Origin of the sequence: Streptomyces sp. NPDC056144, from assembly GCF_042264145.1 — a bacterium.
GTDB lineage: Bacteria > Actinomycetota > Actinomycetes > Streptomycetales > Streptomycetaceae > Streptomyces.
In genome coordinates this window covers 78,099-92,315 of the sequence record NZ_JBHJVF010000018.1, presented here as the reverse complement: position 1 = coordinate 92,315, position 14,217 = coordinate 78,099, and the positions used below count along the sequence as shown (strand labels likewise).

At 73.1% G+C, this 14,217-nt stretch carries 14 protein-coding genes; 5 read left to right on the top strand and 9 right to left on the bottom strand.

Going from position 1 to position 14,217, the window contains the following annotated elements:
• Window positions 1–405 precede the first annotated feature (405 nt).
• The 3 genes from ACFC0Z_RS33865 to ACFC0Z_RS33855 form a co-directional block, all read right to left on the bottom strand.
• Window positions 406–1,530, bottom strand: a complete 1,125-nt coding sequence (locus ACFC0Z_RS33865; protein WP_360811261.1) for an LLM class flavin-dependent oxidoreductase — start codon at window positions 1,528–1,530, stop codon at window positions 406–408.
• Window positions 1,531–1,652: 122 nt separating this feature from the next.
• Entirely contained in the window at window positions 1,653–2,414 is a 762-nt protein-coding gene (locus tag ACFC0Z_RS33860; protein ID WP_376446317.1) for an SDR family NAD(P)-dependent oxidoreductase, read from the bottom strand.
• Window positions 2,415–2,428: 14 nt separating this feature from the next.
• Window positions 2,429–3,349 carry a TIGR03619 family F420-dependent LLM class oxidoreductase gene (locus tag ACFC0Z_RS33855; protein ID WP_376446314.1) on the bottom strand — a complete coding sequence of 307 codons (921 nt, stop codon included), beginning with the start codon at window positions 3,347–3,349 and terminating at the stop codon, window positions 2,429–2,431.
• A 184-nt stretch (window positions 3,350–3,533) separates the two neighbouring features.
• Between ACFC0Z_RS33855 and ACFC0Z_RS33850 the strand changes: the two genes are divergently transcribed.
• Together ACFC0Z_RS33850 and ACFC0Z_RS33845 are read left to right on the top strand one after the other, a co-directional pair.
• Window positions 3,534–3,755: a type II toxin-antitoxin system VapB family antitoxin gene (locus ACFC0Z_RS33850; RefSeq protein ID WP_376446311.1), complete on the top strand. Its 222-nt coding sequence runs from the start codon at window positions 3,534–3,536 to the stop codon at window positions 3,753–3,755.
• A gap of 7 nt (window positions 3,756–3,762) precedes the next feature.
• Entirely contained in the window at window positions 3,763–4,173 is a 411-nt protein-coding gene (locus tag ACFC0Z_RS33845) for a PIN domain-containing protein (protein WP_376446308.1), read from the top strand.
• A 45-nt stretch (window positions 4,174–4,218) separates the two neighbouring features.
• On the opposite strand, the gene ACFC0Z_RS33840 is transcribed toward ACFC0Z_RS33845, so the two are convergent.
• Complete coding sequence (locus ACFC0Z_RS33840; RefSeq protein WP_376446330.1) at window positions 4,219–5,436, bottom strand: amidohydrolase family protein; 1,218 nt, start codon at window positions 5,434–5,436, stop codon at window positions 4,219–4,221.
• A 175-nt stretch (window positions 5,437–5,611) separates the two neighbouring features.
• Between ACFC0Z_RS33840 and ACFC0Z_RS33835 the strand changes: the two genes are divergently transcribed.
• A complete protein-coding gene (locus tag ACFC0Z_RS33835; protein WP_376446305.1) occupies window positions 5,612–8,674 on the top strand; it encodes a BTAD domain-containing putative transcriptional regulator in 3,063 nt (1,020 codons plus the stop codon).
• Between the two features lie 282 nt (window positions 8,675–8,956).
• A complete protein-coding gene (locus ACFC0Z_RS33830) occupies window positions 8,957–9,160 on the top strand; it encodes a hypothetical protein (protein ID WP_376446302.1) in 204 nt (67 codons plus the stop codon).
• Between the two features lie 217 nt (window positions 9,161–9,377).
• On the opposite strand, the gene ACFC0Z_RS33825 is transcribed toward ACFC0Z_RS33830, so the two are convergent.
• Genes ACFC0Z_RS33825 through ACFC0Z_RS33815 form a run of 3 tightly spaced genes read right to left on the bottom strand, consistent with a single transcriptional unit; the run spans window position 9,378 to window position 11,993 of the window.
• The gene (locus ACFC0Z_RS33825; RefSeq protein WP_376446299.1) at window positions 9,378–9,794 is read right to left on the bottom strand and encodes a VOC family protein; all 417 of its coding nucleotides are present in this window, start codon (window positions 9,792–9,794) and stop codon (window positions 9,378–9,380) included.
• Window positions 9,795–9,838: 44 nt separating this feature from the next.
• Complete coding sequence (locus tag ACFC0Z_RS33820) at window positions 9,839–11,326, bottom strand: sensor histidine kinase (protein ID WP_376446297.1); 1,488 nt, start codon at window positions 11,324–11,326, stop codon at window positions 9,839–9,841.
• Window positions 11,319–11,993 (bottom strand): response regulator transcription factor, encoded by a 675-nt coding sequence (locus ACFC0Z_RS33815; RefSeq protein WP_376446295.1) that lies wholly within the window; start codon window positions 11,991–11,993, stop codon window positions 11,319–11,321. Before ACFC0Z_RS33815 ends, ACFC0Z_RS33820 begins: the two co-directional genes overlap by 8 nt.
• Window positions 11,994–12,088: 95 nt before the next feature.
• On the opposite strand from ACFC0Z_RS33815, the gene ACFC0Z_RS33810 reads away from it, so the two are divergent.
• A complete protein-coding gene (locus ACFC0Z_RS33810; RefSeq protein WP_376446293.1) occupies window positions 12,089–13,501 on the top strand; it encodes a DUF2079 domain-containing protein in 1,413 nt (470 codons plus the stop codon).
• Here the strand turns inward: ACFC0Z_RS33810 and ACFC0Z_RS33805 are convergent.
• Window positions 13,489–13,884: a hypothetical protein gene (locus tag ACFC0Z_RS33805; protein ID WP_376446290.1), complete on the bottom strand. Its 396-nt coding sequence runs from the start codon at window positions 13,882–13,884 to the stop codon at window positions 13,489–13,491. The two genes, ACFC0Z_RS33810 and ACFC0Z_RS33805, sit on opposite strands and share 13 nt — an antisense overlap.
• Window positions 13,881–14,204: a hypothetical protein gene (locus tag ACFC0Z_RS33800; RefSeq protein ID WP_376446288.1), complete on the bottom strand. Its 324-nt coding sequence runs from the start codon at window positions 14,202–14,204 to the stop codon at window positions 13,881–13,883. The genes ACFC0Z_RS33805 and ACFC0Z_RS33800 overlap by 4 nt, the downstream gene beginning before the upstream one ends.
• Window positions 14,205–14,217 lie beyond the last annotated feature (13 nt).

Genomic DNA, 14,217 nt, shown 5'->3' with positions numbered 1-14,217 from the left:
GGCCGTGCCCTCAAACGCCGGGCGGGCTGAAATCCAGCCCCGCCGGCGTTTGAGGCGCGGGGTCCGGGGCGGAGCCCCGAGTGCTTCAGCCCGTCCGGCGTTTGAGGACCGGGGGCCTGGGGCGGAGCCCCGGCACCCCAGCCCCGCCGGCGTTTGAGGCGCGGGGTCCGGGGCAGCGCCCCGGTTTCGGGAAGGGGCGGGGTGGGGGAGACGCCCGCCGCAGGCGTCCCCTGCCCACGGCGCGCGCACCCCGCCCCGGTCCCAGGCCCAGGCCCAGGCCCAGGCCCAGGCCCGGGCCGGGTCCGGGTCCGGGTCCGGGCCCAGAGCAGGCCCAGGTCCGGGTCCGGGTCCGGGCTCGGGCTCGGGCTCGGGCCCAAACCCCTGCCCGCCCCCCCCCCCCCCGGCTCAGGACCCCGCGCCCTGCCGGAACCGCGTAGTCCGGTGGACCGGATCCGTGTCGATCTTCGGGATCACGTGCTCACCGATCAGCTTGATCGAGTTCATCGTGTCCTCGTACGAGATCCCGATCGGGATGCCGAAGGACAGCTGGTCCGCCCCCGCCTGCTCCCAGCGCTTGCACTGTGCGAGCACCTCCGACGGGTCGCCGCAGATCATCAGTTCCTCCTGGATGAGGAGTTCGATGATCTCGGCCGAGTACTCGGGGAGCAGCTCGGGCCACTCGGGGATGCCCTCGGGCCGCGGGAAGGTGTCGTGGTAGCGGAAGAGCAGCGACTGGAGGTAGTTGAGCCCGCCGCCGACCGCGATCTCGACGGCTTTCTCGTGCGTCTCCGCGCAGATCGCCGTCGACGTCACCATGACGTTGTCGTTGACGAAGTCGCCGACCGCCTTGGCTTCCTTGATCGCCGACTTGTAGGACTCGAGGACCCACTCCATGTCGGAGACCTTCTGCACGCTGAAGCCGAGGACGCCGAGGCCCTTCTTGCCGGCCATGGCGTACGAGGACGGGGAGCCGGCCGCGTACCACATGGCGGGGTGGGACTTCCCGTACGGCTTGGGGAGGATCTTGCGGGGCGGCAGCGACCAGTGCTTGCCCTGGAAGCCGACGTATTCCTCCTGGAGCCACATCTTGGGGAACTCGGCGATGGTCTCTTCCCAGATCTCCTTCGTGTGGTTCATGTCGGTGATGCCCGGCATGAATCCGAGGATTTCGTGGGAGCCGGCGCCGCGTCCGGAGCCGAACTCGAAGCGCCCGCCGGAGAGGTGGTCGAGCATGGCGACCTTCTCGGCCACCTTCACGGGGTGGTTGACGGGGGCGAGGGGGTTGAAGATGCCCGAGCCGAGGTGGATGCGCTCGGTGGCGTGGGCGAGGTAGCCGAGGTACACGTCGTTGGCCGAGATGTGCGAGTACTCGTCCAGGAAGTGGTGCTCGGAGGCCCAGGCGTACTTGAACCCGGACTTGTCCGCCTGGATGACGTACTCGGTCTCCTCCATGAGGGCCTTGTGCTCGGCTTCGGGATCGGTCTCGGCGCGCTTGCCGACGTATCCCTGTACGAAGATCCCGAATTCCAAGGGGGTTCACCGTCCTCGTCGTATCTGACGTTCCGTCAGATTTCTGATGGCTCGACTGTTGCACCGCGAAGCGATCGCGGTCAATACCCGGGGGTTCGATACCTGACGCAGCGTCAGAAAGCTCAGAAGAGCTTCACGCCCGCCAGCCACCCGCCGTCGATCACGAACGGCTGGCCCGTGATGTACGCCGAGTCGTCCCCCGTCAGGAACAGCGCGAGCGCCGCCACCTCCTCCGGCCGCCCGATCCGGCCCAGCGGCACGAGGCTCCGGTAGAGCTCGGCCGTGGCCGCCGGGTCGACGCCGTCCGGGTTGCTCATGGGGGTGTCGATCGCGCCGGGGCAGACCGCGTTCACCCGGATCCCCTTCGCCGCCAGCTCCAGCGCGGCCACCCGGGTCAGGCCGAGCACCGCGTGCTTGCTGGCCGCGTACGCGCCGACCCCGGCCATGCCGGTGACGCCCGTGTACGAGGCGGTGTTGACGATCGTCCCGCCGCCGGCCGCCGCGATCTCGGGCGCCACCGTGCGGATGCCGAGGAAGCAGCCGGTCTGGTTGACCGAGACGATCGCCTGGAACTCCTCCAGCGGCGTGGAGAGCAGCTCGTTGAAGCGGAGGATGCCCGCGTTGTTGACGAGCCCGTCGATCTTCCCGAACCGTTCCTTGGCGGCGCCCACGGCCGCCGTCCACTCCTCCTCGCTCGTCACGTCGAGGTGGACGTAGAGGGCCCGCCCCTCCCCCAGCTCCTTCGCGAGCGCCTCGCCCGCGTCGTCGAGGACGTCCGCGAGGACGACCTTCGCGCCCTCGGCGGCGAAGAGCCGCGCCTCCTGCTCGCCCTGCCCGCGCGCCGCGCCGGTGACGAGGACGACCCGCCCGTCGAGCTTGCCCATGTCGGTACCCCTGTTCACGAAAGGTGGGGGGCGACCTCCGTACCGAAGGCCGCCATCTGGTCGATGAGTTCGGTACGGCTCCGGGAGCGGAACCGCACCTGGATCTGGTGGACGCCCATCTCCCCGTACGCGCGCAGCGAGGCGGCGAGCTCCTCGGGGGCACCGCTCAGCGTGCGGCGGCCGACCTCCCAGCCGGGGGTGCCGACGTACAGGGCCTCGGTGATGGCGCCGACGGTGATCGGCGCGGCGATCCCGGCCTCGGCGCGGAGCCGCAGCAGCTTCCGGATCTGCGCGGCGAGCTTGTCGCGCGGGTCGCCCTGCGGCAGCCAGCCGTCGCCCTTGAGCGCGGCCCGGCGCACGGCGGCCGGCGAGGAGCCGCCGACCCAGACGGGGACCCGCTCCTGCGCGGGCCGGGGCAGCTGCCCGAGGTCCTTGAAGGCGAACCGCTCCCCCAGGTGCTCGGGGAACTCCTCGGGGCCGAGCGCGGCCCGGAGCGCGTCGACGGTCTCGTCGAGGACGGCGCCCCGGCGCGCGAAGTCCACGCCGAGCACCTCGAACTCCTCCTGGACGTGCCCGGCGCCGACCCCGAGGACCAGGCGGCCGCCGGAGAGGTGGTCGAGGGTCGCGTACGCCTTGGCGGTGACGAGCGGGTGCCGGAGCCCGACGACGGCGACGTGCGAGAGGAGCCGGACGCGTTCGGTGGCGGCGGCGAGGAAGGAGAGCGTGGCGACCGGGTCGTACCAGACGGTGCTCATCGCGGCGGCGAGCCGGCGCGGGATGGCGACGTGGTCGCAGCTGGCGAGGTAGTCGAACCCGTGCCGCTCGGCGGCCCGCGCGACGGCGAGCAGGTCGGCGGGGCCGGCGTCCGCCTCCCAGGGTTCGGCGTAGAGGGCGGACTGCGACTGGACCGGCAGCTGCATGCCGTAGACGACCACGGGAACCCCTTAACTGACGATCCGTCAGACTCGGACGAAGGGCCCATCGTCACCGGCGGGGCACCAACAGGCAAGGGGTGCGACGGTGGCGCCTGCCCGCTCGCGCGAGGGGTCGCGGAGGTTTTGTGGATGCCATACAATTTTCTGTACATCACCCACATCGCAGGCGAGGAGGGCGAACGGCATGGCCGTGACCCAGATCGACATAGACGATGACGCCCTGCAGCGCGCCATGGCCCTGTCCAACGCCAGGACCAAGAAGGAGGTCGTCAACCTCGCCCTCCGCTTCTACGCGGACCGGCAGGAGCGCGCCGCGCGCATCGGCCGCCACTTCGAGCGCGCCCGCCACTGGGGTGCGGTCGAGGACGCCGCGAAGCGGCACGAGGCCGAGAAGGACGGCCGGTGACGGGTCGGTGATCTACCTTCTCGACACCTCCGGGCTCGTCCGGCTGCTCGCCGAGCCCGGCCTCCAGTCGGCCTGGTACGACGCCATCGACGCCGAGGCCATCGCCTCCTGCTACCCGCAGCGCGCCGAGTTCCTGTACAGCGCGCGGGACGGCCGCGAGTACGACGAGATCGCCGAGATGTTCGCCGACCTGTACCCCGACGTGGCGGTACCGAAGAACGCGGGGCGCTGGATCGGCTCCGTACAGCACCGGATGGCGAAGGCCGGGGAGCACAGGAGCGCCTCGGCCGTCGACCTGATGATCGCGGCCACCGCCGCCCACCACGGCCTGACCGTCCTCCACGACGATGCCGACTACCGCACCATCGCGCGGCACGCGGCCGACCTGAGGGAACACAGCGTGCGCGACGTCCGGTAGGACCGCGGGGGCCCTACCGGCGTCGACTCCTGCCGGACCGGCTCCTCACGGCCTCCAGAGGCCCTCCGGGCTCAGCCCCAGCAGGTCGATCGCGTTGCCCCGCACGATCCGGTCGACGACGTCCGGCGCCAGGTGGCCCATCTGCGCCGCACCGACCTCGCGCGACTTGGGCCAGGTGGAGTCGGAGTGCGGGTAGTCCGTCTCGTAGAGGACGTTCCCGACGCCGATCGCGTCGAGGTTCCGCAGCCCGAAGGCGTCGTCGAAGAAGCAGCCGAAGACGTGCTCGGCGAAGAGCTCGGACGGCGGGCGGGTGACCTTGTCGGCGACGCCGCCCCAGGCCCTGTTCTCCTCCCAGACGACGTTCGCGCGCTCCAGGATGTACGGGATCCAGCCGATCTGGCCCTCCGCGTACATGATCCGCAGGTTGGGGAAGCGCTCGAACTTGCCGCTCATCAGCCAGTCGACCATCGAGAAGCAGCAGTTCGCGAAGGTGATGGTGGAGCCGACCGCCGGCGGGGCGTCCGCCGAGGTCGAGGGCATGCGGCTGGACGAGCCGATGTGCATGGCGATGACCGTGCCGGTCTCGTCGCAGGCGCGGAAGAAGGGGTCCCAGTGGTCGGTGTGGACGGAGGGGAGCCCGAGGTGCGGCGGTATCTCCGAGAACGCCACCGCCCGCACCCCGCGCGCCGCGTTCCTGCGGACCTCGGCGGCGGCCAGTTCCGGGTCCCAGAGCGGGATGAGGGTGAGCGGGATGAGCCGCCCGTGCGCCTCGGGGCCGCACCACTCCTCGACCATCCAGTCGTTGTAGGCGCGGACGCAGAGCAGGCCGAGCTCACGGTCGCTCGCCTCGGTGAAGGTCTGCCCGCAGAAGCGCGGGAAGGTGGGGAAGCAGAGGGCCGACTGGACGTGGTTGACGTCCATGTCGGCGAGCCGGTCGGGGACGGAGTGCGAGCCGGGGCGCATCTGCTCGTAGGTGATGACCTCGAGCCTGATCTCGTCGCGGTCGTAGCCGACGGCGGTGTCGAGGCGGGTGAGGGGGCGGTGCAGGTCCTCGTACACCCACCAGTCGCCGATGGGCCCGTCGTCGCCCTTCGCGCCCATGACCGGGGCGAACTTGCCGCCGAGGAAGGTCATCTCCTTGAGGGGGGCGCGGACGACCCGGGGGCCGGTGTCGTGGAAGCGGGACGGGAGCCTGTCCCGCCAGACGTGCGGGGGCTCCACGGTGTGGTCGTCCACCGAGATGATCTTCGGGAAGGTCTCCATGGTCTCCATGGCCCTCACGGTAGCGCTGATCTGACGGTCCGTCAGCTGTAGTGGCGCACAAGGAACACTCGGAGTACGGTTCCGGGTCCGCGCGGGGCCGACCCCATGCTGACGGCGCCCCTCCGGACAAGGCAGACTGTGGAGGGCGAAACCAGCGGTACGGGCAGGGGGAGCTATGGACCGTGAGGACGGGCCGCGAGTTCCGGCGCAACGGACTCCGGAGGCGGGGAAGAGCGCCGACGCGAGCGCGGATCCGGGTACGGAGACGGGTGCAGGTACGGGTACGGCCACGGGCGCGCATGCCGGTACGCCCACCGGCGCACCCGCCGAGGGTACGGACCCGGGCGCCGGGCTCCGTTTCGGCGTGCTCGGCCCCGTCCGCGCCTGGCGCGGCGACGAGGCCCTGCCCACCGGCTCGCCCCAGCAGCGCGCCCTCCTCGCCGCCCTGCTCCTGCGCGGCGGACGCACCGCCACCGCCTCCGAGCTGATCGACGCCCTCTGGGGCGAGGAACCCCCCTCGCAGGCCCTCGCGGCCGTACGGACGTACGCGTCCCGGCTCCGCAAGGCGCTCGACCCGAAGGTCCTCGTCAGCGAGTCCGGCGGCTACGCCCTGCGCACCAAGGCCCTCGACCTCCTCACCGCCCAGCACCTCGCCGCCGAGGCCGAGAAGCTGCGGGCCGCAGGCGACCGGGCGGGTGCCAGGAACCGGCTCGCCGAGGCCCTCGCCCTGTGGGACGGCGAGGTGCTCGCCTCCGTACCCGGGCCGTACGCCGAGACGCAGCGGGTCCGCCTGGAGGAGTGGCGGCTCACGCTCCTCGAAACCCGCCTGGACATCGACCTGGAGGTCGGCGCGCACGCCGAGGCCGTCTCCGAGCTGACCGCCTTCACCGCCGCGCACCCGCTGCGCGAGCGGCTCCGCGAGCTGCTCATGCTCGCCCTCTACCGGGGCGGACGGCAGGCCGAGGCCCTCGCCGTGTACGCGGACACCCGCCGGCTCCTCGCCGACGAGCTCGGCGTCGACCCGAACCCCGAGCTCTCCAGGCTCCAGCAGCGCATCCTCCAGGGCGACACCGAACTGGCCCGCCCCGTCGAGGAACCCGAGGCCCCGGCCGCCGCGCCCGTCGCCCGCCCGGCGCAACTCCCGGCGACCGTCCCCGACTTCACCGGCCGCGCCTCCTTCGTACGGGAACTGGGCGCGCGCCTCGCGACCGCCGAGGGCCACGTCATGGCCGTGTCGGCGCTCGCCGGCATCGGCGGCGTCGGCAAGACGACGCTCGCCGTGCACGTGGCGCACGAGGCCCGGCCGCACTTCCCGGACGGCCAGCTGTACGTGGACCTCCAGGGCGCGGGCAACCGCGCCGCCTCGCCCGAGACCGTCCTCGGCTCCTTCCTCCGCGCCCTCGGCACGCCCGACTCGGCGATCCCGGACGCCCTGGAGGACCGGGCCGCGCTCTACCGCTCGACGCTCGACGGCCGCCGGGTCCTGGTCCTCCTCGACAACGCGCGGGACGCGGCCCAGATCCGCCCGCTGCTCCCCGGCACGGCGGGCTGCGCGGCGCTGGTGACCAGCCGGATCCGGATGGTGGACCTGGCGGGCGCGCACCTGGTCGACCTGGACGTGATGTCACCGGAGGAGGCGCTCCAGCTCTTCACCCGGATCGTCGGCGAGGAGCGGGTGCAGGCCGAGCGGGAAGCGGCCCTCGACGTGGTCGCGGCCTGCGGTTTCCTGCCCCTGGCGATCCGCATCGCGGCCTCGCGGCTCGCCGCGCGCCGCACCTGGACGGTCTCCGTCCTCGCCGCCAAGCTCGCCGACGAGCGGCGCCGCCTCGACGAGCTCCAGGCCGGCGACCTCGCCGTCAAGGCGACCTTCGAACTCGGCTACGGCCAGCTGGAACCGGCGCAGGCCCGCGCCTTCCGCCTCCTCGGCCTCGCGGACGGCCCGGACATCTCGCTCGCGGCCGCGGCCGCCATGCTCGACCTGCCGCTCTGGGACACCGAGGACCTCCTGGAGGCGCTGGTCGACACGTCCCTCGTCGAGTCGGCGGCGCCCGGCCGCTACCGGTACCACGACCTGGTCCGGCTGTACGCGCGCGCGTGCGCGGACCGCGACGAGCAGCCCCCGTCGGAGAAGGAGGCGGCGCTCTCCCGGCTCCTGGACTTCTACCTGTCGACGGCGGCCCGGGTGTACGCGATCGAGCGCCCCGGCGACCGCCTCGTGGACCACCTGGAGCCGACGGCGCACGAAGGCCTGTCCTTCACCGACCGCCACGAGGCCCAGGACTGGCTGTACGCCGAGGCGAACTGCCTGCTGGCGACCGTCCGCCAGTCGGCGGCCTCCCCCGCGACCCTGCGGCGGGGCGTGGACCTGCTGTGGGCCTCGCTCGACCTCGCGGAGTCGGGGGCGAACTCGCGGGAGTACGAGGCGGTCGCCAGCGTCCTGCGGAAGGCGGCGAGCGCCGCCGGCGACGTCCGCGCGGAGGCCCGCGCCGCCAACACGCTGGCCTACGTCCACCACTACCAGGGCCGCTTCGACCAGGCCGACCAGGAGGCCGACGAGGTCGTCCGCATGGCCCGCTCCGTCGACGACCCGCTGCCCGTCTGCTGGGCGTCCAACGCGCGCGGCGCCATCGCCCTCTACCAGGCGCGCCACGAGGACGGGGACGAGCACCTCAGCCTCGCCATCGCCGGATTCCGCGCCGCCGCCGACCGGGCCGGCGAGGCCGCCGCGCTCTGCAACCTCTCGCGCATCCACCTCGCGACGGGCCGCAAGGAGGACGCCGTCCGCATGGCCCAGCAGGGCACCGACATGTACGACGAGATGGGCCACGCCCTCAAGGGCGCGAACGGCCGGTACGCGCTGGGGCTCGCCCTCACCGAGAGCGGCCGCCTCGCCGCGGCCGGCGAACGGCTCCGCGAGGCGCTCGCCGTCTTCGTAGACAGCCGGCAGCGGCTGTGGGAGGGCATGACCCTGTTCCGTATCGCGGAGGTCGACATCGCCGCCGGACGGTACGGGGCAGCCGCCGCGGGCGCGGAGAAGGCACTGATCGTGCTGCGGGGCATCGGCGGCGACTGGCGCCGCGGAAACGTCCTGACGGTGCTCGGCCGCGCCCTGCACGGCATAGGGCAGTCGGGGCGCGCCCAGGTCTGCTGGCGCGAAGCACTGGACATCTACGAGGAGTTGGGGTCGCCGGAGGCGGCGGAGGTCAAGGCACTGCTGACCCCGATGGCCGCCGCCTGACGACCGCCTCGGCCTGACGCCCCGTCACGCACCCCTCGCAACACCCCTGGAACACCCCGGAAAGACCCCACCCTGGGCGTTCATCAATCGTTTATCGCCACCCGGCAGAGTCTTCCTCACGACGATCCGCCGCGTCGGGGGGCAGACGGGTCGCCTGCGAGGCCGTCAGCCCGACGCACTAGGGTGAGCGGCCCTGAGGAGCCCGTCCGGCAGTCCACGGGGGAACAGCCGGACGGGCCCCTCCCAGCACCACACGAAGACATCCACCAGGAGGGGACCGCCATGGGCGACATCACCGCGAACGACCCGATCGCCACGCCGACGAACCTGCACGCCACGGGCGTCGAGGGCGAGGAGATCGGCACCAAGAACCTGCACGCCACGTCCGAGCAGGCCGACGCCATCGCCGACAAGATCCTGACGCAGGCCCCGGACGCCACGGCCGCGACGGAGAACCTCCACGCGACGTCGGAGCCGGCCAACTAGTCCATTCCCGACGGGGAAAGGCCGCGGCGACGCCATCGGGGGAGCCGCCGGGGCCGGACGGGGGGAGGCGGTTCGGTCGACGGGGGAGCACACGGGGTCGGGGGACGCCGACGGGGACCGGGGGGAATCCGTCAGGGCACGACCCGTGCGCAACGCGACACGGACCACCACGAAGGGGGCCGGGCAGCAGCCCGGCCCCCTTCGGCACACCCGCTTCTCAGCTCTCGGGGCTGAGGAACTCCAGCCGGTTGCCGTGACAGTCGGCGACGTAGAAACGCCGGTACCCGGGGAAGTTGGAGTCCCAGGTGACCCCGACCCCGCGCCCGGTCAGCCGCTCGGCGAGCCCGTCGAGGTCGGCGACGAGTATCCCGGGGTGCCCCTTGAGCACCGGCCTGAAGTCCTCCTCCACCCCCAGATGGATCTCCAGCGCGTCGGACCGCACCCACAGCCCGCCACGCGCGGCGAGCACCGGCGGCTTCCGGATCTCCGTCATGCCGAGCACGTCCACGTAGAACCGCCGGCACACCTCCTCCTCCCCCACCGGCAGACTCAGCTGCACATGATGCAGCCCGAGCCCGAAGGGCGAGGTCGCCTCGGTCGTGTCGTACTCCGCAACATCCTGACGTGCGCTCATGCGCACCCCTCCCCGTGATCGATTCCGGCCAGGATGCCACGCGCCTACGCGCCCCCGGCAACCGCCGGGAACCGGGCCACCAGGCGCGCCCCGCGCGCCGAGTCCTCGACCGCGAGCGTGCCGCCGTGGTGCGTGGCGATGTCCCGGGCGATCGGCAGCCCGAGCCCCGCACCGCCCGAGGCGCGGGTACGGGAGGCGTCGAGACGGGTGAAGCGGTCGAAGACCCGGTCGCGGTCGGCGGCCGGGATGCCGGGCCCGTCGTCCGCGACGGTCAGCACCGCGACGGAGCCGTCCGTCGTCACGGTGACCGCCACCGACGTCTCCGCGTACCGGCACGCGTTCCCAAGGAGGTTGCGGACCAGCCGCTCCAGGCGGGGTGCGTTGCCCTGGACGAGAGCCGGGGCGGCCGGGGTCTCGCAGGCGAGGAGGAGGCCGGTCGCGCCGGGGAGGTGCTGGTGCTCGCGCACCAGGTCCTCCGCGAGCGCCGCCAGGTCGACGGGCCCGCCTGCGGTCGCGGTCGACCGGTGGCTCGCGAGGAGCAGCAGGTCGTCGGCGAGCGCCTGGAGCCGTACGACGTCGGCGGCGGCCCCCGCCACGACCTCCGGCCAGTCGGTCACCGAGTCCGGGTGGCGCAGCGCCGTCTCCAGCTGCGCGCGGATCCCCGCGAGGGGGCTGCGCAGCTCGTGGGCGGCGTCGGCGACGAACTCCTGCTGGCGCGTCGAGGCCTGCTCCAGACGGTCGAGGGTGTCGTTGGTGGTCTCGGCGAGGCGGGCGATGACGTCACCGGTGGGCGGGACGGGAACGCGGCGGTCGAGCGACTGCCCGGTGATGTCGGCGAGTTCGCACCGGATGGCCTCGACGGGGCGGAGGGCGCGGGCGGCGGTGAGGTGGACGAGGAGGCCGGTGAGGAGCGCGATGAGGGGTGCGCCGGTGGTGAGCGCGATCCAGAACGCGTCCAGCGACGGTTCCTGCCACTCCGGCTGCGCCCGCCGCAGGACCTCGACGGCCAGCGCGAAGAGCCCGCCGGTGGTGGCCGCGGCCGCCAGAGCCGTACGGTTGCGGTACGGCAGGCGGCCCGCGTCGTCGCCGAGCGCCACCCAGGCGGCGGTGGCCGTGAGGAGCCCCATCGAGGGGCCGACGAACATCAGGCCCCAGCGGAACGCCTCCTCCGCGACGAGCCACGGCTTGACCGGGTTCTCCCGGGCCAGCCAGGCGCAGTACGTCGCGAGCAGCGCGCCCGAGGTCACGGCGGCGGCTGCCGTCGTGCGGAGCCGTACTGCCCGGGCGCGACCCGTTCCGGCCGCCCAGCAGGCCAGGGCCACGCCCAACGCCCCCGCCCAGGGGCCGAAGCGCGTGAGGAGGTCGACCTGCGGGCCGACGCGGTCGTCGCGGATGAGGACGGCGACGACCTCCGAGCGCGGGCCGGCCCGCCCGTCGGCGTACTGCAGCCAGCACACGCCGGCCGCCACGACGAGCCACGCGGTGAGCCCGGCCGCCACCACGGGCCGGTACCGCCGCCACCACTCACCCACGGCCCACCACCCGGTACCCCGCGCCCCGGACCGTCTCGACCGTCGTCCGCCCGAAGGGCTCGTCGATCTTCTTCCGTACGGCCCTGATGTAGACGTGCACGATGTTCGGGTCGCCCGTGAAGTCCGCCGACCAGACCTCGTCGAGGACGTCGAGCGTCGGGACCACCTCGTCCTGGCGGAGCAGCAGGCAGTGCAGGACCGCGAACTCCTTCGGGGTGAGGGCGATCTCCGTCTCGCCGCGCCCGCACGTCCTGCGTGCCGGGTCGAGCCACAGGTCGCCGCATTCCAGGAGCGCGCGGGTGCGGGCCCCGCCCCGGCGGAGGAGGGCGCGGAGGCGGGCTTCGAGGACGACGTACGAGAAGGGCTTCGCGAGGTAGTCGTCGGCGCCGGTGTCGAGGCCCTCGGCCTCGTCGTACTCGCCGTTCTTCGCCGTCAGCATCAGGATGGGCACGTCGTTGGCCTCGGCGCGCAGCCGCGAGCAGACCTGGTAGCCGTTGAGGCCGGGCAGCATGATGTCGAGGATGACCGCCGCGTAGCGGTTCTCCCGCGCCAGGCAGAGGCCGGTGACGCCGTCTTGGGCGAGGTCGACGGTGTAGCCGACGGCGGAGAGGCCGCGCCGTAGGGAGGCCGCGATCCGCTCCTCGTCCTCGATCACCAGTACACGCATGGCGTCGAGTATCGCCGGGCCGCCGGACGCGGAGCTGAGTAAATCCTCAGGTCTCCTCAGCGTCACCTCAGGAGGGGTGACGGAGGGTCGCCCGCATGGCCCTGACGACGACCGCTCCGCCCCGCGTCCCCCCGCTCCCCCGGCACGGCACCCGCACCGCCCCCGCCCTCCTCTCCGCCGCGTTCTTCGCCGTCCACGCCGTCTACGCGCTCCGCGAGCACGCCCGTTTCCGGACCACCGGCTACGACCTCGGGATCTTCGGCCAGGCCGTACGGGCGTACGCCGAGGGCCGGGCGCCCACGTCCGAGATCCGGGCCGCCACCGCGCCGCCCGGCTTCGCCGCCGACGCGTATCCGCTGCTCGGCGACCACTTCCACCCGGTCCTGGCCCTCCTCGCCCCGCTCTACCGGCTCGTCCCGCGCGTGGAGACGCTGCTCGTCGCGCAGGCCGCGCTCGTCGCCCTCGCGGTGTACGTGGTCGCGCGCACCGCGCAGCGGCACCTGCCGGAGCGGCGTCGGGCCCCGGTCGCGATCGGGGCGGTCTGCGGGCTCGGCTGGGGCGTCCAGCAGCTGACCGGCTTCGACTTCCACGAGGTCGCCTTCGCCGTACCGCTGCTCGCGCTCGCCTGCCGCGCGTACCTCGACGGGCGGACCCGGGCCGCGGCCTGCTGGGCCGCCGCACTGCTCCTGGTGAAGGAGGACCTGGGGGCGACGGCCGCCGTCTTCGGGCTGCTGCTCGCGCGACGCGACCGGCGCACGGGACTCGTCCTCACCGTCGGCTCGCTGCTCGCGACGGTGCTGGTCGTGTACGGGGTGATCCCGGCGTTCGCGCCGGACGGACGGTACCTGTACGCGGAGCAGGTCACCGGCGGGTACGGGATCCTCGACGGCTGGGGCGTGAAGTCGCTGACCCTGCTGCTGCTCCTGGCGGTGACGGGCGGGCTGGTGGTGCGCAGTCCCCTCGCCTGGCTGCTGGTGCCCACGCTGGCCTGGCGGTTCACCTCCGCCAACCCGGCGCACTGGGAGCCGGGCCTGCACTACTCGGCGGTGCTCGTGCCGATCGCGTGCGCGGCGCTGATCGACGCGCTGCGGAAGGGAGTACGGCTCCCGCTCCCCGTACCGACGCTCGCCGTCCCCGTCCTCGCCACGCTCCTCGTCCTGCCCGCCCAGCCGCTCGCCGGGCTCGTCACGCCCGGCTTCTGGCAGGCGAGCGCCCGGGAGGCGGCGGCCCGCGAGGCGGTGGCGCTGGTGCCGGACGGGGCCCGGGTCGCGGCGAGCAACAGCCTGGCCCCGCACCTGACGGACCGGGCGACGGTGCATCTGGTCGCGGACGGGGTCCTCGACCGGCGTCCGGCGGTGGAGTGGCTGGTGGCGGACCGGGCGGAGGCGTGGCCGGCGGGCGCGGTCGGACGCGTGCTGCGGCAGGCGTCCGACCGGGCCGGGTGGCGGGTGGTGCGGGAGGAGGCGGGGATCGTGGTGCTGGCGCGACGGGCGGGTCAGACGGGCTGAATCCGCACGTGGGGCGGGCAGAGCTTGGTCATGTCGTCCACGTCGGAGGTGAACACGGTCACGTGTCCCCTCTCGCGCCCCGCGATCACCGCGAGCGCCGCGTCGATGGCGTACTTGTGGCCGTGGAGGCCGGTGCTGCCCAGCAGTTCGATGGCGCCCTTCGCGACATCCTCCGTGACGGGAAGGACCACGACACGGGAGAGCATCCATTTCCATGAAGCCAGAGGGATCTTGTCGTGGTACGCCTCGATCAGCGTCATGGAGCTCGTCACGACGCGGGCACCACCTTGGCGTGCCCTGTCGAGGCGGGCCTGGATCAGGCGGTCGCGCGCCGCCGCCCTGGACAGGCCCTCGCTGTCCAGGACGTAGCAGATCTCGGTCACGCGGCTTCGGCCTGTCGCTCGGCAGGGGTGGGGGCGTCCAGGAGGGCGGCCTCAGCGCGGTCCTGGATCTCGCGGGCCTCCCGCTCCCGGTGCCACCGCTCGTTCTCGCGGAACTCCGCGTCTGCGGCGGCCCGCTCCTCGTCCGTGAGCGGCCCGTTCTCCTCCGCCATCCACTCCACCAGCTCCCCCAGCCGGTCCTGCTCCCGCTGCCGCTGTATGGCGTGCGTGACGTACGCGCTGAAACCGCCCTGGCCCACCTCGCGGCGGATCTCCTCGGCCAGTTCCTCGGGAAGCGTCACGGTGTACTTCTTCGTTGCCATACCGCTTACCATA